Origin of the sequence: Pandoraea sp. ISTKB (assembly GCF_001721285.1) — a bacterium.
GTDB classification, from domain to species: Bacteria; Pseudomonadota; Gammaproteobacteria; order Burkholderiales; family Burkholderiaceae; genus Pandoraea; species Pandoraea capi.
The window spans coordinates 1-22,859 of the sequence record NZ_MAOS01000025.1 but is presented as its reverse complement, the minus strand read 5'-3'; the positions used below and the strand labels follow the sequence as shown (position 1 = coordinate 22,859).

10 protein-coding genes are annotated in these 22,859 nt (G+C 66.1%); all 10 read left to right on the top strand.

Annotated elements, in window-relative coordinates; all coding sequences use genetic code 11:
- Positions 1–66 precede the first annotated feature (66 nt).
- The 10 genes from A9762_RS07210 (at position 67) to A9762_RS07165 (ending at position 22,648) form a co-directional block, all read left to right on the top strand.
- Complete coding sequence (locus tag A9762_RS07210; RefSeq protein WP_069341360.1) at positions 67–1,839, top strand: DUF2341 domain-containing protein; 1,773 nt, start codon at positions 67–69, stop codon at positions 1,837–1,839.
- A gap of 12 nt (positions 1,840–1,851) precedes the next feature.
- Positions 1,852–2,262 (top strand): biopolymer transporter ExbD, encoded by a 411-nt coding sequence (locus A9762_RS07205; protein ID WP_069341359.1) that lies wholly within the window; start codon positions 1,852–1,854, stop codon positions 2,260–2,262.
- Between the two features lie 10 nt (positions 2,263–2,272).
- Entirely contained in the window at positions 2,273–3,004 is a 732-nt protein-coding gene (locus tag A9762_RS07200; protein WP_069341358.1) for an energy transducer TonB, read from the top strand.
- A gap of 80 nt (positions 3,005–3,084) precedes the next feature.
- Positions 3,085–4,908 carry a putative porin gene (locus A9762_RS07195; RefSeq protein ID WP_206093558.1) on the top strand — a complete coding sequence of 608 codons (1,824 nt, stop codon included), beginning with the start codon at positions 3,085–3,087 and terminating at the stop codon, positions 4,906–4,908.
- A gap of 9 nt (positions 4,909–4,917) precedes the next feature.
- Positions 4,918–5,712, top strand: coding sequence for a hypothetical protein (locus A9762_RS07190; protein ID WP_069341357.1), 795 nt, complete (start codon positions 4,918–4,920; stop codon positions 5,710–5,712).
- A 90-nt stretch (positions 5,713–5,802) separates the two neighbouring features.
- Entirely contained in the window at positions 5,803–6,426 is a 624-nt protein-coding gene (locus A9762_RS07185) for a YbjN domain-containing protein (RefSeq protein WP_083253713.1), read from the top strand.
- A gap of 319 nt (positions 6,427–6,745) precedes the next feature.
- Positions 6,746–7,465, top strand: a complete 720-nt coding sequence (locus A9762_RS07180) for an STN domain-containing protein (RefSeq protein WP_069341356.1) — start codon at positions 6,746–6,748, stop codon at positions 7,463–7,465.
- On the top strand, positions 7,466–7,981 hold the full coding sequence (locus A9762_RS07175) for an RNA polymerase sigma factor (protein ID WP_069341355.1): 516 nt from the start codon (positions 7,466–7,468) through the stop codon (positions 7,979–7,981). It begins immediately after the preceding gene.
- Positions 7,982–8,069: 88 nt separating this feature from the next.
- Entirely contained in the window at positions 8,070–9,140 is a 1,071-nt protein-coding gene (locus A9762_RS07170; RefSeq protein ID WP_069341354.1) for a FecR domain-containing protein, read from the top strand.
- 266 nt (positions 9,141–9,406) lie between these two features.
- Positions 9,407–22,648 (top strand): filamentous haemagglutinin family protein, encoded by a 13,242-nt coding sequence (locus tag A9762_RS07165; RefSeq protein ID WP_170836202.1) that lies wholly within the window; start codon positions 9,407–9,409, stop codon positions 22,646–22,648.
- Positions 22,649–22,859: the final 211 nt, after the last annotated feature.

The following is a 22,859-nucleotide window of genomic DNA, read 5'->3' as shown; positions in this document are numbered from 1 at the left end:
CATTCACGACCTGATGCCTGTGCGCTTATCCGACGCGTCAGGCCGCATAAACGGAGAACTACAGCCATGCGACGCATTCTTCCATTCCTGCTTGCGCTGATCGGCACGCTGATGCCGGTGCTCGCGCACGCCTGGTGGCAACCGGATTGGGCGTACCGCAAGCCGATCACCATCGACGCCGGCCCGCAAGGCGGCAACATTACGGGCGACGCCGGCCGCGTGCCGATGCTGCTGCGCCTTCACACCGGTAACTTCAGCTTCGAAGGCGTGAACGAAACCGGTGCCGATCTGCGCTTCGTCGCGGCCGACGACAAGACGGTGCTCAACCACCAGATCGAGCAATTCGATCCGGTGCTGGGCATTGCGCTCGTGTGGGTCGATGTGCCCGCCGTGACGGCTGCCAACAAGCAGCAGATCTGGATGTACTACGGCAACCGCAAGGCGCCCGCTGCCGGCAACGGTCAGCGCGTGTTCGATCCGGATTACACGGCCGTGTACCACTTTGGTGAGTCGAACGTGCCCGCGCGTGACACCACGGCCTACGGCAACAACAGCCAGAACCCGGTCGTCACGCTCGACGGCGCCATCATCGGCAAGGGCATTCAGGCGGGGGCATCGCCGCTGGTGCTGCCGGCGTCGCCGTCGCTCACGATCGCTGCCGGTAGCAGCTTTACGTTCTCGGCATGGGTGCGTCCGGAGAAGCTCGGTGCGAACGAGGCGATCTACACGCGCCGCGAAGGCGGCAACGATCTGTTGATCGGTGTCGATCAGGGCGTGCCGTTCGTGCAGGTCGGTGCGCAACGCAGCCAGCCGGGCCAGCCGATTCAGGCCGGTCAGTGGTCGCATCTCGCTGTCACGAGCGATGGTAAGACGCTCACGCTGTACGTCGCGGGTCACGCGACGGGCACGGTTGCCGCTGCACTGCCCGCGCTGAACTCGCCGACGATCATCGGCGGCGATGCCGAGGGTGTGGCCGGGGGTCTGGCGCGCTTCTCGGGCGCGGTGGACGAAGTGCGTCTGTCGAAGGTTGCACGCCCCGCTGCGTTGATTCAGGCGGATGCCGTCGCGCAAGGCGCCGAATCGCGTCTGATCGCCTTCGGTCCTGACGAGCAACAAGCCGGCAAGAGCCACTTTGCCTTCATCCTCTCGGCCATGCCGGTCGACGCCTGGGTGGTCGTGATCGTGCTCGGCCTGATGGCGTTGGTGTCGTGGGTCATCATGATCACGAAGAGCCGCAGCTACAGCGCGAAGACGCGTGCCAATACGGTCTTCATGGAGCATTTTCGCGAAGCGTCGGGCGCGCCGCTCGATCAGATCGCGCGCACCAACCGCGTGCCTGACGATGTGCGCCAGCAATCGCCGCTGTGGCGTCTGTACGAAGTCGCGCTCGACGAATTGCATCGCCGCCACGAGCTTGGCTATGACACGAGCGCTGTCTCCGACGCGACCATCAGCGCCATTCGCGCGTCGATGGACGGCACGGTGATTCGCGAGATCGAGTCGATGAGCAAGCGCATGAACTGGCTCTCCACCTCGATCGAAGGCGCACCGTATGTCGGTCTGTTCGGCACCGTGATCGGGATCATGCTGGTGTTCGTCGTGGCGGCCATGGCCGGTGCGGTGGACATCAACTCGGTGGCCCCGGGTATGGCCGCAGCGCTGCTGTGTACGGCGGCCGGTCTGGGCGTCGCGATTCCCGCGCTGTTCGGCTACAACTGGCTCGTCTCGCGCTCGGATGCGCTCGCTGCCGACATGGCCGTATTCGTCGACGAATTCACGACGCGCCTCGCGGAAGAGCAGGGCGAAGGCCGTCGTCAGCCTGTGCTGCAACGCGCCTGACGGGGACGAACCATGGCAAACGCAACGCGATTCGCCGCGAAGAAGCGCGCGAGCGGCGTCAACATCACGCCTTTCGTCGATGTGCTGCTGGTGGTGCTGGTGATCTTCATTCTCACGAGCAACGCCAGCATCCCCGGCATCAAGGTCGATCTGCCGAAGGCGAGTTCCTCGGTGGCGCTGGAGAAGCCGAAGACCAAGGCCATCACTGTCGACAACTCGGGGCAGGTGTTTCTCGATGCCTATCCTGTGACGCTCAACGAGCTTGAGGATCGCTTGCGCACGGAAAAGGCGGTCACGCCCGACTTCCCGGTGATCGTGCGCGGCGACGCGCAGGTGCAGTACGCCAAGGTCGTGGAAGTGCTCGACCTGTTGCGGCGCATCGATCTCAATCAGGTCGGCCTCGTGACCGGCAAACCGCAGTAAGGAGCGCAGCGTGAAACCTCGCGATTTCGCGTCTCGCCCGCCGGCTCAGTCGACACCGTCCAGTCCGGCGCTTGCCGTACTGGCGGCGCTGCGGCGTCGTGGCGGACTGATCGTCGGCGGCCTCGTCGTGCTCGGCCTGATCGCGCTCTTCTGGCATTTGCTCACGGACCGCGCCAGCACGCGTCGCGAGGTCAACAGCCCGCCGATGCTGATGCTGCCGCCGCCACCCCCTCCGCCGCCGCCACAGGAAAAGCCGCCTGAGCCGACGCCGGAGAAGGTCAAGCCCGAGGTCGTCGAGCCGAAGCCCGCCGACCCGGTCGAGCCGCCCAAAGACGACACGCCTCCCAGTCCGACCAAGGATCTGGGCGACGCCGTGACGATCAACGGCGACGCGCAGGCCGGCACCGACGCCTTCGGCATCGGCGCGGGCAGCGGCGGTGGCATGACCGGTGGCGGCGGTGGGCTGGGTAGCCGCTCGTACAGCGCGTGGCTGGCGGGGTCGTTGCAGCAGGCGTTCGGTCGCGATCAGCGCACCCGCACGCTGGCATTCGACGACGTTCGTATCGATCTCTGGCTCGACGCCGACGGCCGTGCCACGCGCGTGCAACTCGTACGCGGCACGGGTAACGCAACCATCGATCAGGCGGTGCTCGCCATGCTGCACGACTTCCGTGCGGAGGAGAAGCCGCCCGCGTCGCTGCGCTATCCGATGTCGATGAGCATTCGGGGGCGCCGCCCATGACACGCCACACCTCGCACGCTGCCGGCATGCCCGGATCGGCGCAAGCAGACCTTCCTTTTTACGCACACGTCACACACAAAATGAAAGCACTGGAACGTATGACTGACGGCGGCGCACGCCGGGCGGTCCCTCGCCGGGCGGCTGGCACGGCAGGGGCCGTCGCCCTGGCGCTCGCGCTGCTGGGCGCCACCGGCCTGGCGCACGCGCAGGCACAGGCGGCGTCGCAGGACACCGCGATGGTCAAGCTCATTCACGGCCTGATCAAGAGCGGTGCCATCGACAAGGCCACGGGCGAAGCGCTGCTCGCGCAGGCGCAGACCGAAGCCTACGCCGCCACGCAGGCCGCACAGATGGCGGCGCAGAAGCAGGCATGGTCGGCCCCGGCCGCCGGTGCCGCTGGTGCCGCCGTCGGGGCGGGCGCTGCGGCGGGTGCCGAGCCGGGCGACGTGCGCATTCCGTACATCTCGCAAACCACGCGCGATCAGATTCGCGATGAGGTGAAGAGCGAAGTGATGGCACAGGCCAAGTCCGAAGGCTGGGCTGCGCCAAACGAGACGCCGGAGTGGACCAAGCGCATCCACTTCGAAGGCGACTTCCGTCTGCGTAACGAGTCGCGCTTCTACTCCAGCAGCAACACGAACACGCAGATCGACTGGGCGACGATCAACAAGGGCAATGGCTTCGACGTCAACTCGAACACCAATCTGTCGCTGCCGCCGTTGCTCAACACCACGCAGAACCGCACTAACCAGTTCCGTGCGCGGGCGCGCTTCGGCCTGTTCGCCGACGTGTCCGAGCAGGTGAAGGCCGGTGTGCGTCTGGCGAGCAGCAACGACGACAGCCCGGTGTCGACGAACACCACGCTGGGCGGTGGTCTGAACAAGAAGAGTGTCTGGCTCGATCAGATGTGGCTGTCGTATCAGCCGGTGGACTGGGTGAAGTTCACGGGCGGTCGCTTCGCCCCGCCTTTCGCCACGAGCGACATGCTGTTCTCCAGCGATCTGAACCTCGACGGCATTGCCGCGCAGTTCAGCAAGGCCCTGCCGCAGAACCCGAACGTCGAGCTGTTCGGCTCGCTCGGCTTCATCCCGCTGGAATACTCGAACGACAACGCGCCGTCCAACAGCCAGAGCAAGATGTCGAGCCAGACCAAGTGGCTGCTCGGCACGCAGTTCGGCGCGAACTGGAAGCTCGATTCGAAGAACAGCTTCCGCGGCACGGTCGGCTACTTCGACTTCCGCAACATCACCGGTCAGCTCTCGTCGCCGTGCTCGCTGTACTCGGGGCAGACGAGCTGCGACACGGACTGGTCGCGCCCGGCGTTCATGCAGAAGGGCAACACGCTCATGCTGCTGCGTAACATCGCGCTCAATCCGCTCGATCCGGCGAACACGGCACAGCCGCAATACGTGGGCTATGCCTCGAAGTTCCAGTTGCTCGACTTGTCGGCGCGCTGGGATACGGTGCTGGCCGGTCGCTTCCCGCTGCGTTTCGACGTCAACTACATCCGCAACCTGGCTTACAACGAAGGCGAGATGTGGGCGCGCTCGAACGGCGGCATCGTGAACAACTTCGGTGCGGGCGACGCCACGCGCGCGAACTTCAAGAGCGGCCCGAACGCTTATATGTTCCAGGCAACGTTCGGCAAGCCGGTCATGGCCGCCCGGGGCGACTGGAACGTGTTGTTCGGCTACAAGCGTATCGAGCCGGATGCCGTGCCCGATGCTTACAACGACTCGACTTTCCACGGTGGCGGCACGAACGCGAAGGGCTACTACCTCGGCGGCTCGTATGCGTTCGACAAGAACGCATGGATCACGGGCCGCTGGCTGTCGACGAAGGAAGTCTACGGCGCGCCGCTGTCGATCGACACGCTGCAAATCGAAGTCAACGCGCGATTCTAAGGAGGTGTCATGAGCCAACAGCCCTTACGCGCGGCGTCGCGTCTGGTCACCGGTGTCAAGGTCTCGGCGGCCGCCGTGCTGCTCGCCGCGTGCTCGGCCGCCGTGGCGCAGACGCCCCAGGGTACGCCGTCGATGGAAGCGCGTCTGCGCACGCAATTGCGTGCCACGACCGAACAGCTTCAGCAGGCGCAAAACGAGCTTGCCGCACTCAAGGCCGGTGGCGCGACGCCCGCCGGTGCGGCTGGCAAGGCATCGAAGGATTCGCCGGAAGCGCTGCGCAAAGCGCTGGACGACGCGCAGCAGCAACTGGCGGCAGAGCGTCAGGCGCGTGAGCGTCTCTCGCAGGATGCCCGCGCCTCCGCCTCCGAAGTGAAGACGGTGGCCGACAAGGCGAACGCCCAGATTGCGCAGTATCGCAACGCCTATGACGAACTGCTCAAGCTCGCGCGTCAGGCCGACGCGCAGCGCAAGCAACTCGCGCAGGAGACGGAAGTGCAGCGTGCGGCGCTCAAGCTCGCCAGCGAGAAGAACGATCGTCTGTACGCCGTCGGTCAGGAAATCCTGACGGCGTACGAGACGATGGACGTGGCGACGGTCGTCGCGGCGCGTCAGCCGTTCGCCACGCAAGCCCGTGTGAAGTACGAGCAGATCGCGCAGCAGTACGGCGACACGCTCTACGAGGGCAAGTTCGACGAGCAGCAGGCCATCGCAGCGGCATCGGCAAAACCGGGGGATGCACCGGCCGCGTCGGCAGCTCCGGCGGAAGCATCGGCGGAAGCATCGGCACCGACCGCAACGAAGTAACGAAGTAAGGACATGCGGCGAGGCGCGACGCAGTCACGCACCGCCGCAGATTTCGCAAAACGCAAGTCAGGACGTTGAGGACCACTGGCAATGAACGAAGAAAACACGATGCAACAAGGCAACCACGACGCCGAACCCGGTGCACCGCTCACGTCGGGCCAGCCGAACGAGTCGTCGGCCGCCGAGGTCATCACTTTCATGACGTCCGCGCAGGTGGCCGACGCCATTCGCGCTGCCGGTTGTGCCGTCTCCGTGCAGCAGGACGATCTCGTCACGCGACTGCACAGCGCCAGTCACGGCATCGGCTATCAGGTGCATTGGGGCAATCAGGCCGGTGTCGATCAGTATCTGGATCTCACGCTGAGCTGCCCGCTGCGCATTCAGGGCGGCGAGCTGCCCGACGGTCTGATCAACGAGTGGCACCGCTCGCGTCGCTTCGCCCGCGTCGCCGCGCACGGCGAGTTTCTCGTACTCGAAATGGACGTTTTCGTGGCGGGTGGCGTCACGCCCGAATTCCTCCGCTTCTCGATGCGTCTCTGGGTCGAGATGATGGGACAGTTCTTCCTGCATCTGCGCAACTTCACGCAGCAGGTCGCCGGGCAACCGGCCGGCGCTGCAACGCTGAACGACGACGCGGGCACCCCGGGCGCACCGAACGACGTGCTCGCCCGCACCGAGTCGACAGACACGCAGGGACCGATGACGCTCAACTGAAGCGTCTCCGCGCGGCGCATCACGGGGTTACCCATACCCCACAGCGCGATTCCTCTCGAGCCTGGGAACCTCCCCGCGCGGCAGCATCACCTCCAGTAGAAGACTGGTTGGCCCGTAGTGCGCTTGCTACCCCGTGAGCGCACTACGGGCGCTTTTTTATTTGTAGTCCTGTGCATTGTCAAAGCATCGTCACAATCGGACACGAGAATTATCAGGAAATCTTACAAATGATTAGTGGGCTAACGGGGGAACGGCGGTTGCCATGCGACCGTCGGCCATGCAAAAGGCCCATCGCCCGACATGACCGCTATTGCTCGTAATGACCGTTACTGCCTGTTCACGCCCGATCACATGGCGTGCGACGGCGAGCGTGCTGGCGGGGTGGCTGTTGGCGGGCATGTCGTGCGGCCCGATCGCCTTTGCCCGGACGGCCCTGCCACCGGCGCAGTCGTTTGAGATCCCGGAGTTGCCATTGAAGGACGCGCTCGCCCGCTTCGACGCGCTCACGCGCATGTCCGTCTTCTACCCGTCGTCGCTGGTCGAAGGCCGCCGCTCGCACGCGGTGTCGGGCGTTCACGCCCCGCATGAGGCGCTCGATACGTTGCTCGAAGGCACGGGCGTGATGGCTGAGGCGACGGCCGAGAACGCGTTCGTGCTGGCGCCGTCAGGCGCCGTGGCCGCGAACGACGACGCGTATGCCGGCGCGGCGCCGCGTGCGCCGGACTATCACGGACAACTGCAAAACGCGGTGTGGCGCGCGCTCTGTGCCGCCCCCTCGCTGTCGCCCGGCGCATATCGTCTGGCGATGACCGTTCAGGTCGGCGCGAATGCGAGGGTGGCGCGTGTGCGCTTGCTGGATACCACGGGCGACGCGCATCGCGATGCAGCCATCGTGCGACGTCTGCAAGGGCTCGATGTTGGACGGGCGCCTGCCGATACCGTGCGACCGTTCGTGCTGCTTCTCCTGCCTTCCCGTGCCAACGATTGCGCGCAAGGCGCATGTGCACCGTCGCCGTGTCAGGCGACGACGGAGCGCTAGATGGTCGACACGCCCCGCGCCTTCCTGCGCGATCTGCTCGCGCAGCGTTACGAGGATCTCAAACGCAAGCTGACCTGGCGTCTGGGCTCGGCCGAACTGGCCAGCGATGCGTTGCATGACACCTGGGTCCATCTCGACGACCGGGCCGACCGGCAGAGCGACGTGAAGAGTCCCGGCGCGTATCTGATGCGCATCGCGATGAACATGGCGTTCGATCGTGTGCAGCGCGAGCGCCGGTATATGAGCGACGACGAGATCGATGCCCTCATGACGGAGTTCGTCGATCCCGCGCCGGGGCCGGCGCAAACCATCGAAGCGCGCGACGAGATCGCGCTGCTGGAACGACTGCTGGCGGATCTGCCGCCACGCCGTCGCGCGATCTTCATTGCCGTGCGCGTGCACGAGATGTCGAACGAAGACGTGGCGCGCCGCTTCGGGGTGTCGCCGCGTCTGGTCGGACTGGAACTCAAGCGGGCGCACGAATACTGCATGGCGCATATGCCGAGGTCCGAATGAGCGCGGCATTGCATACGGGATTGCCGATGGCGGGCGCGAAAACCGTCTCATGGAGTGAGACCTTCCGTCTCGTGCGAGAGGTGACGCCATGATGTCGCGATTCCGTTCTTCGTTGCCGCCGAAGCGGCGTCTCGATGCGACCGAGCGTCAGGCGATGACGTGGGTGCGACGCATGGCTGCGGGAAAGATGACGCATGCCGAGGGGGACGCCATGCGCGAGTGGGCGCGTCGTGATCCGGCGCATGCACAGGCGCTGGCGAACGCCCATCGTCAATGGCAGCAACTGACGCAGGCCGCTCGGCAGACGGCGGCGGCAGAAGCCACGGCGGCAACCGCGGCGACCACCGCGGCGTGTCCAGCCCCAAAGCGCAAATCCTCCACCGCTACGGAAGCCGGGAACACACGCAAGGCCGGGCAGGGTTTCGATCCGCGCCGACGCTGGCTGCTGGCGGGTACCGCGAGCGCCTTTGCGACGGCAGCGGGTGTAGCCGTCATCGGCGCACCGTTGGGCTGGTTGCCAGGCGCCGTCGCCATGCGTGCGGACTTCAACACGGGCACCGGCGAGCAGCGCACCGTTGCGGTGGCGAGTGATGTCTACGTCGAAATGAACACGCGCACGAGCGTGGCGCTGCGCAGTGGAAGGGTGTCCGGCATGCCAGGTATCGATCTGCTCGCGGGAGAGGCGGCCGTCGACACGACGCTGGCCGCGACGCCCTTCGAGATCGTCGCCGGGGCCGGTCGCACGGTCGCTCATCGGGCGCGCGTGGACGTGCGCAATGTGGCCGACAAGGTGTGCGTTACCTGTATCGATGGCGCGGCGGAAGTCGTGCACACGGCGGGGCGCGTGCAGATGCGCCCGCATCAGCAACTCGTCTACGACGCACATGGGCTGCAATCGCTCGTGAATGTTGCGGCGGGAGAGATGCCCGCGTGGCGCGAGGGCTATCTGCGCTTCTCCGACGTGCCGCTTGGCGACGTGATCGACGAGATCAACCGCTATCGTCCGGGCAAGGTCGTGCTTCTGAAGGAGGCGCTTGCCACACGTCCGGTGACGGGGCGTTTCTCTATCCGTTCGCTCGATGTTGCGCTCGGCCAGATCGAGCATTCGCTGGGCCTGACCGCTCGCACCTTGCCGGGCGGCATCGTCCTGCTGGCTTGATCCGCTTTTCGTCGACGAGCGGGTGACGCCATCCGTGCGTTGTCGGCCAACGCATGTCGTGACGGTTCGGTCGTGTCACGAAAGATTCAAATAAATCCTTGCCGATTGCGTCGCGTGGAAGGGTCTTAGTCCCGAGAGCGTCAAGTGTTCCCTATGCAGTCCTATGCATGAACGCTTGGACGAAAACTGCCAGAGGCTGTTCGCTGGCGTTGTCGCGAGGCAACGTCCCACAGCCGTACGAGACGACAGACGGGATTGAAATCATCATGCGAAAGCGCGTAGCTCCTTCTTCGCCCATCACCTCCGCTATGCCCGCCACGCGTGCCCGTGCGCTGCGGCGCCTGCGCGTACTGCCGGTGCTGCCTGTGCTACGGGTTCGACCGCTCGCACAAGCGGTCGCGGTGTTCGCCGCCAGCAGCGCCATGATCGGGGCGGCTCACGCACAGCAGGCGTTCAGCAACGCATGGTTCGCCGCACGCGGCGCAGCACAGACGACGGCGGCGCAAACGGGGCGTCTTCCGAACGGCATGCCCGTGTCGTCGCTGCAAAACCCGGGCGAACAGCAGCAGCGCGCCAATCAGGCGTTGCAGAACTCCATCGCGAATCTCGCGACGGCGGCGCAGGGCATTGCCGCGATGCAGGCGGCACAGACGGCGGCGCGTCAGGCGGCAGCGGCTTCACCCGAGACGATTCCCGACGGGTTGACCGAGGGCGGCCTCAAGGTCGACACCAACAGCCTCACCGCTGGCTGGATCAACGCGAAGAAGGACATTGCGCAGTCGCGCGATGCGGCGGGCAACACCAACGTCAAAATCGAGCAGACGGGCGAGAAGGCCATTCTGAACTGGGAGACGTTCAACGTCGGGCGTCGCACGACGGTCGAGTTTGCGCAGCAGCCGGGTTGGGCGGTGCTCAATCGCGTGAACGATCCGAGCGCGCGTCCGAGCCAGATTCAGGGGCAGATCAAGGCCGACGGCACGGTCGTCATCGTCAACCGCAACGGCATTCAGTTCTCGGGCACGGCGCAGGTCGATACGCGCAACCTCGTGGCGGCCGCCGTCGGCATGACGAACGACCAGTTCAATCGCGGGCTTTACGGCACGGCGGTATCCGGCGCGACGGTGCCCACGTTTGCGAACGACCTCAGCGTGAGCGGTTCCACGATCGCCCATGGCGCGGCAACGGCGGATGTCGTGGTCGATGCCGGGGCGCGCATCAACACGCGAAAACCGCAATCGGTGACCGAAGGCGGTGGTTACGTGTTGCTGCTCGGTCGCGAGGCGCACAACCGTGGGACGATCGTCACGCCGTCGGGACAGACCGTGATCGCCGGGGGCGATGCGTTCGTCATTCGTCGCGGCATGGGCACCGACGGCAATCCGAATTCCAGCACGCGCGGCAACGAGGTCGAGCCGCGTTTCGTCGCCGGTTCTGCCGCTGGGCGCGTGAGCAACAGCGGCCTGATCGCGTCGCAACTGGGCGACATCACGCTTGCCGGGCGTAACGTCGAGCAGCGCGGTGTCCTGGTGTCGAGCACGTCGGTCAACACGCGCGGCACGATTCATCTGACGGCCAGCGGCGATGCCAACGCACAGGTGAAGCTCGCACAAGGTGCGGTGACTGCGATCTTGCAGGAGGTAGCCGGCGATACGGCACTCGACGTGCAACGCGCGGCGCTGCTTGCCGAAACGGCGAAGGTCGCGGAGGCCGGGTTGTACAACCGTCGCGACCAGTCGCTCGTGCAGGTCGTGTCCTCCGCAGACGTGCTGTTCGACAGCGACTCGCTCACGCTCGCCACCGGCGGGCAGATCAACGTCGCGGCAACGCGTCGCATGGTGGCGATGGAGCGCGCGAAGCTCGACGTATCGGGGGCCGTGGGCGTGCAGGTCGCGATGTCGGCGAACAATCTCGAAATCAGTGTGCAGGGCAACGAACAGCGCGACGCGCCGACCAACCGCGATTCGGCGTTGCTCAACAACCAGACGCTCTTCATCGATCGTCGCTATCTGGTGCGGGTGCCTGCCGGTACGCAGGGCTACTCCACGGATCGCTGGTACACCCCCGGAGGGCTGCTCGAAGTGAGCGGCTATCTCAACACGGCGCAGCACGGCATCGGCGAATGGGCCGCGCAAGGTGGCACGGTGCAACTGGGCGGCGCGGAAGTGGTGACGCGTGCGGGGTCGCTCATCAATCTGGCCGGCGGCACGCTCGACGTGCAGACCGGCATGATTCGTCAGAGCTGGCTGCGCGGGGCGGACGGGCAACTCTATCGCGCGGACAATGCGCCGGGCGATCTGCGTTATCTCGGTGTGTATCGCGGTTTTGAAGTGACGCACGCGCGCTGGGGCAAGAACACGACCGAGGCATACGCCACGCCGTTCGTCGCGCCGGGGGCACGACTGGAGAACGGCTATACCGTGGGCCGCGACGCGGGACGCCTGATCATCGCCAGCCAATCGGCCATCCTCGAAGGCGATATCGACACGTCGGTGTATCAGGGGCCGCGTCAGGCGCAGGCCCCCGACAAGACGCGCTACGACGGCTATCTCCAGTCGCAACTGGCGGCCGCACGCGGCGCGCAGTTGATCGTCGGCAACATGACGCCGTTCTACGACGAAACGACGCTGACGCTGCGCGACAGCCCCTCGGCCGTGGTGCGCAGCATCGATGTCGGCGACATTCAGGCGCTCGCGGCGAGTATTGCCCTCGACGCGCCCGTCGACGCCGCCCGTACGGGCAAGATCTCACTCGATGCGGGATGGCTCAACCGTCAGCACTTCGGTGGCGTGAAGCTGCTGGCGAGCGAACAGTTGACCGTCAGCCGCGACCTTCGCGTAGCCGATGGCGGCGATGTCGCCCTGCACGCCACGCGGGTGAATCTCGACGCCAACGTCACGGCGCGCAGCGGCAACATCGTCGCGGGCAACATCGTGACGCAGATGGTCACGGGCGTGGCGGGCGGCGTGTGGATGGACAAGACCATTGCCGATGGGGCGACGGTCGGTAAGCCTTACGTGAAGGTCGCCGATGGCGTCACGCTCGATACGCGTGGCGTGTGGAGCCGTGTCGACGACGGCGAATCGGGCACGCGCGGTGTGCCGTATGTCGACGGCGGCAACGTCGTGTTGTCGAGTTCCGGCGACGTCCGGTTGTTGCCGAGCAGCGTCGTCGACGTATCGTCGGGCGCGGCGTTGATGTCGAACGGCTCGGTGCGCGGCGGCAAAGGCGGCAATGTATCGCTGCTTGCCAGCCAGTACGATCTCGACGGCACGCGTTCCGGCGAGTTGCACGTCGACGGCGAGTTGCGCGCCTACGGCGTGAGCGGCGGCGGCACGCTCAAGCTCGACACGGGCAACGGTATCGTCATCGGTGGGCCGGGGCTGACGACGACCGAAGCAGTGCGGGTCGCGTCGCCCACGGTGCTCGGCACGCAACTGTTCTCGACCGGCTTCTCGCGTTATGAAGTCAATGGTCAGCTCGGCGTTTCCGTTGCCGATAACGCGCAGCTTGCCGTCGTCATGCCGGTGCTGAACGCGGACACCCTGGCCGCGCGAGACGCGCAAAGCGGCAGCGATCCGTCGCGCGTTCTCAGCCGGTATCTGCCGCCGGTGTGGCAGAGCGATGCCGTCAAGGGGACTATCAGCCAGCGTGGCGGTGCGGACCTCGTCATCACTGCGGGAACGTCGTACAAGCGCGCTCAGGTGCGCGTGGGCGAGGGGGCGGTGGTTGCCGTCGATCCGGGGCGCAGCATCACCATCACCGGTAATGACCAGATCACGGTGCTCGGCGGACTCCGGGCATCGTCGGGTGTCGTGAGTCTGTTGTCCGGTACGTTCGGTACCGGCAGCAAAGCGGATCTGCCGGACGGCGCGTTCAATGCACGCTCGATCTGGCTCGGCGGCGATGCGTTCATCGACGTGGCGGCACAGCCCTTCACGGCCCAGAGCGCGTCGGGTGCGCTCACGGGCAAGGTCGCGGCGGGTGGCACGATTCAGATCGGTGCGAAGTACGTGGCGGGTGCGACGCAGGTCGACGCGGCGGACGCGTTCGTGATCGTGCGTCCCGGTGCAAGGCTCGATGCCTCCGGTACGGCAGCAGACATCGATGTCCCGGGGCAGGGCCGCACGCGGGTGGCGAGCAACGGCGGCGTCATCTCGCTGGCGTCCGCACGGGGACTCTACCTCGACGGCGACATGAAGGCCGCTGCGGGCGGTGCGGGTGCCGCCGGCGGCACGCTGAACGTGGTGCTCGAAGCGCTCAACTATGGCCCGGTCGACCGGGCGACGCTCGTCGGCACCAACGTGGAAGATGCCGTGCGGGTCGCGCACGAGATGGTCATCGCGCAGCAGCAGGGCGTCAGCGCATTGGCAGACTCGCTGCGTGCCGGCGCGACGGGCGGCGGCCTGACGATGGGCAACGCGAGAATCGGCGTCGATCGTATCGTGGCGGGCGGCTTCGACAATCTGTCGCTGCTCGCCAACGGCATGATCGACTTCGACGGCAACGTCGATCTGTCGATGGGGCAGAGCCTGCGCCTGACGGCGAGTTCGTTCGGTCAGGCGGCGAACGCGCGTGGCAGCGTCGTCAAGCTCTCGGCGCCGTATGTGCAACTCGCCGGCGCATCGCGCGCGCAGGGCGAGGGCTTCCTCATGCCGAACCCGGTGAAGGGGTCGAAGAACGCCGTGGGCAGTGGTGCCTTGGGGGCGCCGTTACCCGACGATGACGCGACGTTCGACGTGAATGCTTCGCTCATCGATCTCGCCGGGCCTATGCAGTTCGGGACCGCCGGGAGTATCGTGACGAGCACCGGCGGGCAGACCGAATACCGTCGTGCGGCATTTGGCGACGTGACGTTGCGCAGCACCGGCGACCTGCGGCTGCTCGACAAGACCGAAGTGTATGTGCCGGGCAACCTCACGCTGGCATCGGCGCAGCTCTATCCGGTGTCGGACGCCACGGCGAAGATCGTCGTGGGACAGCGGACCTACGTCAATCAGTGGAACGCGAACGAAACGCGGCTGGACCCGGCGCGCACCCTGACCATCGAACGCGTGGGCGACACGTTGCCGTCGCAGCCGTATTCGGTGTTCGGCAACCTCACGCTCAACGCGCCGACCATCCGGCAAGGCGGGGTGGTGCGCGCCCCGATGGGCACCATCACGTTCGGGGAGATGAGCAACCTTCAGGTCAACAGTTATCTGCACCTGCTGCCAGGCAGCGTGACGTCCGTGAGTGCGGCGGGCCTGACGATGCCATACGGTGGCTCGCTCGACGGCCTGAGCTATCTCTACGACGGCATCGATGCGAAGTTCGCGCTCGCCGGAACGGGACCGTCCATCTCCGCTTACACGCATTCGCTGGGGGTGGACGAAGGCGCTGTCATCGACTTGTCGGGGGGCGGTGAGATTCGCGGCGCGGCTTTCTTGACCGGCCGAGGCGGCTCGGTCGACGCGCGGTTGTCCCCGCTCATGCAGGTCGTGCAGTCAGGCAACAAGGCGAGCTTCCGTCTGCCGTCACTGTCGACCAACCCCGTCTACGCGATCCTGCCGGGGACGCAGCAAGCTTATGCGCCGGTCGTCAAGGACACTGGCGCGGGCGCACCGATGATCGGACAGCAGATCACCATCGGCGATGGCGTACCGGGGCTGCCGGCCGGAACTTACACGCTGTTGCCGTCGTCGTTTGCCTTGCTGCCCGGCGCGTACCGCGTCGAATTGCAGAATGGCGCGACCTCGCAAGCCGGTATGGCGCCGCTCGCCATGCGTAATGGCTCGCTGACGCTGCCTGCGCAACTGAGCGTGAACCATACGGGCATTCGCAACGTCACGCCGACGCAAGCCGTCCTCACCTCGGGCGACGTGTTGCGTTCGTACTCGCAGTACAACGAGATGAGTTACGCCGACTTCGCCCGAGCCGGGGCGGCACGCGACGGTGTGCCGCGCTCGCTGATCGAGGCCGATGCCAAGCGTCTCGATCTCTACTTCCTGGGTGACAACTACATCGGCAAGGTCGACGGCCTCCCGTCGTTGCGTTTCGACGGGCGTGCGAACGTTGCGTCGGGCAACGAGGGTTACGGTGCGAGCCTGCTGGTGAGTTCGCCGTTCAGCGGGAAGTTCGAGATTCTCGGCGCAGGCGGCACGCCGACGACGGGCGACCCGCTGCTCGTATCGCTGTATGCCGATGAACTCAACAAGATCGGCGTGGCCCGCATGGGGATCGGTGGGTTGCCGGAAGTCAGCACGGACGGACAAGGCGCGCTCGCGGCGACGACAGCGTATCTCGACCGGGCCGGTCGCGGCGCCGTCTACTCGGTGACGCTGCGCGACGGCGCGATCTTGCGCGCGGGCGAAGTTTTTATCGTCACGAAGCAGAGCACGTCCGGCATCACCATCGAGCAGGGCAGCGGGATCAACACCCTCGGTTACGGCATGCAGATGTGGGATGCCACCACGGGCTATACCTATTCGCCGGGCAAGGCGGGTGTGCTCGCGGTATCCAACGGACGGATCGCGCTGCTCGCGCCGACGCCCGGCGATTCGTGGAACGGGGCGGGCTTCATCGATCTGGGCGTTTGCGCGGCGGGCGCGACGTGCACGGGCGACGCGCTGCTGCTGTCGGAAGGCTCGATTGCGGTGGCGACGGACAAGCGGTTCACGATCACGGATGCCGTGCGTTACGGCACGCGTCAGTTGTCGCTGTCGGTGGGGCGTGTGAACGTCGGCGAGCAGGCCTCGCTCGCGGCGCTCGCGGCCAGCGGGCGTCTTGCCGAAGGACTGACGCTCAACCAGTCGGTGCTCTCGCGTCTGCTGCGTGGCGATACGGTGTACGGTGCGCCCGCGCTCGAGAGTCTGTCGCTCATTGCTCGCGACTCGATCAACTTCTACGATTCGGTCGCGCTCTCGACTATCGATGCAGCAACCGGCACGTCCAGCATCGACACGCTCGTGCTCGGGACACCGGCGATCTACGGCTTCGGGGCGAGCGATGCCGTCGCGCGCATCCGCACGAACCGGCTGGTGTGGAGTGGCGCGAAGTCACCCGCGGGCGCGATCGTGGCGGGCGGCGCGGGCACCGGCAATGGTCGTCTGATCATCGACGCGAAAGAGATCGAGTTGGGCTACGGGCCGGGCACGCAGCGTGACGTCAATCACGCAATGAATCGTCTGGCGGTCGGCTTCTCTACGGTCGAGCTGAACGCAAGCGAACGCGTGACGGCCAATCAGCAGGGCAGCCTGTCCGTCTATCGCTCGCAGGGCGCGTGGAACGACGCGAAGCAGGATTACGACTACAGCGGCGGCGATATCGTGGTCGATACGCCGATGCTCACGGGCGAAGCCGGCTCGGTGAGCCGCTTCAATGCGGGCGGGAACATCTCGGTTGCCAATGCCAGCGGGCGCGCGAAGCCGGCGCTCGATAACGGTCTGCTCGTCTCGGCGCTGGGCGCGGAAGTCGCGCTCACGGCGGGCGGCACGGCTCAGGTGAATACGAACGTCGTGCTGCCGAGCGGACGGCTGAGCGTGTCCGCGCTGGGCGACGTTTCGCTGGGCGATGGGGCGCAACTGGATCTGGCCGGACGCAAGCTCGATTTCTTCGATGTCAGCAAGTACAGCTGGGGCGGCGACGTCATCGTCTCCAGCGCGAACGGCAACGTGTATCAGGCGGCGGGCTCGCGCATCGACCTGTCGGCGCAGTTCAACCGCGCGGGCAAGCTCACGGTCGCGGCCGTCGGGCCGGCGGGCGGCGTCGTGTCGCTCGCGGGCAAGGTGCTCGGCAGCGCGAGCGGCGAGTATGACGCGGGCGGCACGAACGTCCCCTTCACGGCAGGCGGACTCGACGTGCGGGCGCAGCGTATCGACGATTTCGTCGGGCTCAATACGCGCTTGAACGATGGCGGCGTGTTCGGCAGCCGTAACTTCCAGACGAAGCAGGGCGATCTTGTCGTGGGCGACGAGATCCGGGCACGTGAGATATCGCTGTCGGTGGACGGCGGGCGTCTGGAGGTGGTCGGCAAGGTCGACGCGAGCGGCAAGCAGGCGGGCACGATTCGCCTGTCGGCCCGCGACGGGGTGACCATCGGCGGCAATGCCCAACTCGACGCGCACAGCACGACGCTGCGACTCGACAGCTATGGCCAGCCGATCGAGGCGTCGAACCGCGCGGTCATCGAGATCAACGGGAATCAGGGGCGTGTGGTGCTCGCCGACGGCGCGCGTTTCGACGTGCGTGCCGGTACGGATCGCGTGCCGTTGAACGTTGGGACGGTGGAGATCAGCGCCGCGCGTCTGGGCGGGGCGACGGGCAACGACATCGCCATCGACGCAGGCGGTCGTGTCGTGATCGACGGCGCGCGCTCGATCACCGTCAATGGCATGTATCGCGATCCGAATGCGACGCCGGGCACGGATACGTCGGTCGACGGACGCGGGTATCAGGTCATCAATCAGGACTATCTCGACAGGCTCCACGATCAGAGCACGACGTTCATGACGAACGCGCTCGCCAACGGCGCCTTGCTCACGCGTCTGGCCGGTCTGCGTCAATACACGGATGCGTTCCATCTGCGCCCGGGTGTCGAGATCGTCAGCGCCACGCCCGATGGCGATCTGCATATCGATGGCGATATCGACATGTCGCGTTATCGCTACGTCAGCCTGAACCCGCACACGCAGATGACTGGCGTGTACGGCAGCGGCGAAGCGGGTGCGCTCACGATTCGCGCGGGCGGTAGCCTCAATGTGTACGGCAGCGTGACGGATGGCTTCGATACCAGTAAGCTGACGTCGAGCCCCGACACGAAGGGCTGGGTGCTCACCAGCGGCAAGGCGGCGTGGGGCGGCGACGCCGTGGTGCCGGCCGGCGGGCTGGTCACGCTGGTGGTCGGTACGTCGTTCCCGGCGGAGCGCAAGCTGAACTACGACGTGCAGGTGAACGGCGCATCGTTGCCGGCCGGGGTGCGGCTGCCGACGCGCGTCACGATCACGGAAAACGTCACGTTCCCGGCGGGGACGGTGCTCGGTGGCGCGGTGCGCGATGCGTCGGGCAATGTCGTCCACGCGGCGGGAACGGTGTTGTCGTCGCCGCTCACGGTGACCGGGGCCATGCAGCTTGACCCGGGCGTGATCCTGCCGACGCAGGCGTTTGTCGGACCGATGACATGGCCTGCGGGTGCCGTGATGCCGGTCAGTCTCGTGCTGGCGGGTGACGTAGCGCTAAAGAAGGGCGCGATCATCCCGGCCGAGACGGACGTCAGGCTCCCGAGCGGGGCGAAGTTCATCAACCTGCGGCCGGCCGATGCCGACGGCAATCAGGGGCAGAACTTCGCCATCGCACCGATGCTTCAGCCTGGCTCGGCGTCGTGGTCGATGCGCCTGGTCGCCGGGGCCGACACGTCGGCGGCCGACCCGCGTGCACTGCGTCCGTTCGCGAAGGACGGCCATCTGGTGCTCGCCGATACGCACTACGGCATGTCCATCGGGCAGTATCAGGTGCCGGGCACCGGCACGCCCAGCGTGTACCGTTGGGGCCCGGCGGGTGCCGACTACTTCGGTGCGACGCCGGGAGAGATCATCACCGAGGAGGAACTCAGGGCTTACGACCTCACGCCGGAGATGATCGATTTCTGGAATTCCATCGGCGATGTCGTGCAGACGGTCGTGGCGGGCACGCCGCCGGTCATGGCGACGGGGGCGATTCCGGCGCGCGAGCCGCTCTTCAGCGTTGTGCGCACCGGCACGGGCGATCTGGACATGCTCGCCGGCGGCAACTTCACGATGAATTCGCTGTACGGCGTCTACACGGCGGGCACGCAGGCAAAGGATGTGACCGGGGCTTACAACCTCGCACGTTCCAAAGTGAAGGGCGGCGCCGTGCTGGGGACGGGCGGCGGCGACTTCGAGAAGTACGTCGACGGGCAGGCACAGAGCCTGTATTCGGCGTGGTACCCCGAGCATGGGGGCAATCTGCTCGTGCGTGCGCAAGGCGATATTCGCGGTGATGCCACGGGATCGCGCGGGAATTTTGCTCGTGACAGCAGCTTCGGGACGGCGCGTCAGCTCATCGAATCGTCCAACGTGGGTAACTGGCTGTGGCGTCAGGGCTCCGGCTCCGCGATCGCGCAAGGCGGCGTGCCGACGTCGTGGTGGATCAACTTCGGCACTTACACGCCGGGGCGCGACAGCGGCGGCTCGTATCTCGATAACGCGCCGTTCTTGCAGGGCTTCACGGGACTGGGCACGCTCGGCGGCGGCAATCTGATCGTCGAGGCGGGCGGCAACGCCGGGTTGCTGGAGTCGCGCATGGGGGCGGGCTATCTCGATCCGCGCTACTACGTCGCCCGTAGCGAAGGGCTCAACGTCGCCGTGGCGAGTACCGGACGCGTGTCTGCCGACGGCTCGCAGATCGTACTCACCGGCGGCGGCGATCTTGACGTTCGCATTGGCGGCGGATTGAATCCGGTGCGCGAAGTGCGTGCTGTGACGCAGGCCAACTCCGAGGTGACCGATCTGTCGATCTGGCGCAACGACAACCTCGGGCTGTACGGCTCGTTCACTAATCTGCGAGGGGCGACGCGTGTCGAAGCCGGCGCATTGGGGGGATTCGATGCCGTCTACGGCGGCACGGACATCCGCGAATCCCGGGCACGCGATGCGTTCACGGCAGGGCGCGGGATCGGCACGGGCGGCCCGACGCTGGTGCTCGGCGACTCGACCGCGCGCATCGACACGCGGGGCGATCTGGTCATCGGCGGGTATGGCGACGCCACGCGCATGCAGCAACGTACGAACGGCACGCCCTTCTCGGTGAACGGTGTGAACTACGGCGGCGAAGGGTTCAGCTGGTTCACGCTGTGGACGCCGTCGACGGCCATCGACCTGTTCAGTGCCGGCGGCAATCTGGTGCCGATCACGGCGATTGCAGACGCCAATCGTCTCACCGCCAACTATGGGGCGACGGACGGTCGCTTCGTGTTGCCGGCAACACTGCGGGCCGTCGCGGCGAATGGCAGCATCTACAACGGTTATGCGGCGACTTACCTTCTGGATGAATCTCAGCAGCCGACCATCGGTACGACGCCGGCATTGCTTGCGCCGGAACCCGTCAGTTCGCTGTTCAAGGTCGCGGGTGACGGCGGGGCGCTCGAACTGATCGCGGGCCAGTCGTTGTACGGCGGCGGGTACCCGATCAGCCGGTCCGCAGCGGACCCGACGGCCTTGCCGACGGCGCAGCATCCGGCGTTTGCCGGGGGCATCGCGTCGACGGTGTTCGTCAGACGCGCTTATCTGACCAATGTGCGGCAAGACGCGCTGGCGCCTTCCATCCTGTTCGGTTATGGCGTCGATAGCGCGACGATCTTCCCGCTGTTCAGTCTGACGCCGGCCACGGTCTCCGGCTACGACTTCTCCGGCATGGCACCGGCGCGTTTCTATGCCGTGACGGGCGATATCGTCGGGTTGCACACCGGGGGCATCGACTATCGGGGCACGGTGTTGCCGCAGCCTGGTACGGAGGCCACCTGGTATGAAGGCAACGGGGCGGTCGCCATTCGTGCGGGACGCGATATCGTCAACTCGGGCACGCCGCTCGGCACCTTCCTCAGCACTAACGCTGATCTGGCAGGATGGAAGACAACGCCCGACTTCCTCGATCCGAACAATCCGGGGCGGCCGGATCGGACTCCGGGCAGTGCCACGACGCGCGGCAATCTGATCGTGCACAACTCGGCGGACGACGTCTCGATCGTCTCGGCCGGACGCGATATCCGCTACAGCACGTTCTACGTCGCCGGGCCGGGGTTGCTGGAGGTGACCGCCGGGCGTGATGTCTTCATGGGCGACAAGGCAGAGCTGCGCAGCCTCGGCGCGCTCGCCAATGTGACGGCGGGTGACCGAAGCAATGGTGCGGGGATTGCGGTGGCGGTGGGCGTCGGCTCGAAGGGACTTGATGGGGTGGACTTCAAGGCGTTCGCGGCGCGCTATCTCGACAAGGGCAATCTGGCGGATGCGGGGCGTCCGCTCGCTGATCAGCCGGGCAAGGCGGTGGTCGTGTACGGCGGTGCGCTGACGCTGTCCGGATGGCTCGCGCAGGAGTTCGGTTACTCAGGCGATGTGAGCGGTGCCGAAGCATTCCTTGCGAGCAGGCAAGCGGATCTGGATCGGGCGAGCGCGGCGGCGGGGAACGCGGGTGGCGTCGCGAAGCGGGATCTTCGCAACGAGTATGCGCAGCAGAGTCAGCTGTATCTGGTGAACTGGCTGACCACGCGCTTTGGCGATGCGACGAAGCGCAACGCCACCGGCGTCCACTTCGATGCGGGAGCGATGGACGCGCGTCAGTTCTTCGATGCACTGCCGGCCGAGCAGCAGCGTGCTTATTTGCGTGACGTCTACTTCGCAGAGTTGCGGGCTTCCGGACGTGAGTACAACGATGCGACGGGCCCGCGTGCCGGCAGCTATCTGCGTGGACGTGAGGCCATCGCGACGTTGTTCCCGTCCGTCGACGACAACGGTGCCGCGCGTAAGTACGACGGCAGCCTGACGATGTACAGCAGCGCGCAGTACTTCCTGGATAACGCGTATCGCATATCTACGACGAGGCCGCAGGCGGGCGTGAAGTATCTGACGCAGGCGCAGTGGATCGCGCGGGGCAGCCCGTCGGTCGGCGTGCCGCATTACGAAGTGCAGGATGCCGGCATCCACACCGACTTCGGCGGCGGCGTCAGTATCGTTGCGCCGGGGGGACGAACCCTCGTCGGGGTCGACGGCGGTTTCGTCCCGGATGAGGGCTCGGGGATTCTGACGCAGGGCAGGGGGAACGTCGACCTGTACTCGTTCGACAGCATCCTGCTCGGACAGAGCCGTATCTTCACGACGTTCGGCGGTAACGTGTTGGCGTGGTCGGCGCAGGGCGATATCAACGCGGGTCGCGGGTCGAAGTCGACGGTGGTCTATACGCCGCCGCGTCGTGTGTATGACGGGATGGGCATCGTCTCGCTCTCGCCGACCACGCCGAACACCGGGGCCGGTATCGCGACGCTCAATCCGATTCCGGAGATTCCGCCGGGCGACATCGACCTGATTGCACCGCTCGGTACGGTGGATGCAGGGGAAGCGGGGATTCGCGTCTCGGGGAACGTCAACGTGGCGGCGCTGCGCGTGGTGAACGCCGAGAACATCCAGGTGCAGGGCAAGTCGGTGGGCGTTCCGACGGTGGCTGCCGTCAACGTGGGCGCGCTGACGAATGCGAGTGCGACGGCGGCGCAGGCGGCGTCTGCGGCGCAAGAGGCGGTGGCGCGCGATAGGGCGTCGGCGCGTCAGAACCAGTCGTCGATCTTCAGTGTTCGGATGCTGGATGCAGGTGCACAGACGGATAGCACCGGCAAGCCGCGCGCCGACAATGGCCCGATGTTCCGCTACGACCCGACGTCCCCTGTGCAGGTCGTGGGCCAGATGAATCTCTCCGAGTCACAGCTGCAGGCGCTGACGCCGACGGAGCGCAAGAACCTGATGCGGTGACGTGACCGCAGTTATATAGAGGAAGTCAGGCAGGCCGTCGCAAGACGGCCTGCCTTTTTGCGCCTTTGCCTGTTCCTATATAGAGGGAAGACCTGCGGCGCTACGCCATCGAATCCGAGGAAAATACGCGGTCTTCAAAATAGTTTCACAAAGTGCTTGCGCGTCTTCGAGAAGGTCATTAATATCTCGTCTCTCGCAACGACAGCGACGC

What these genes read in the sequence shown, in the direction of transcription:
- A9762_RS07210 (WP_069341360.1), top strand. Translation starts at nt 67, where the DNA reads ATGCGACGCATTCTTCCATTCCTGCTTGCGCTGATCGGCACGCTGATG.
- A9762_RS07205 (WP_069341359.1), top strand. Translation starts at nt 1,852, where the DNA reads ATGGCAAACGCAACGCGATTCGCCGCGAAGAAGCGCGCGAGCGGCGTC.
- A9762_RS07195 (WP_206093558.1), top strand. Translation starts at nt 3,085, where the DNA reads ATGAAAGCACTGGAACGTATGACTGACGGCGGCGCACGCCGGGCGGTC.
- A9762_RS07190 (WP_069341357.1), top strand. Translation starts at nt 4,918, where the DNA reads ATGAGCCAACAGCCCTTACGCGCGGCGTCGCGTCTGGTCACCGGTGTC.
- A9762_RS07185 (WP_083253713.1), top strand. Translation starts at nt 5,803, where the DNA reads ATGAACGAAGAAAACACGATGCAACAAGGCAACCACGACGCCGAACCC.
- A9762_RS07180 (WP_069341356.1), top strand. Translation starts at nt 6,746, where the DNA reads ATGACCGTTACTGCCTGTTCACGCCCGATCACATGGCGTGCGACGGCG.
- A9762_RS07175 (WP_069341355.1), top strand. Translation starts at nt 7,466, where the DNA reads ATGGTCGACACGCCCCGCGCCTTCCTGCGCGATCTGCTCGCGCAGCGT.
- A9762_RS07170 (WP_069341354.1), top strand. Translation starts at nt 8,070, where the DNA reads ATGATGTCGCGATTCCGTTCTTCGTTGCCGCCGAAGCGGCGTCTCGAT.
- A9762_RS07165 (WP_170836202.1), top strand. Translation starts at nt 9,407, where the DNA reads ATGCGAAAGCGCGTAGCTCCTTCTTCGCCCATCACCTCCGCTATGCCC.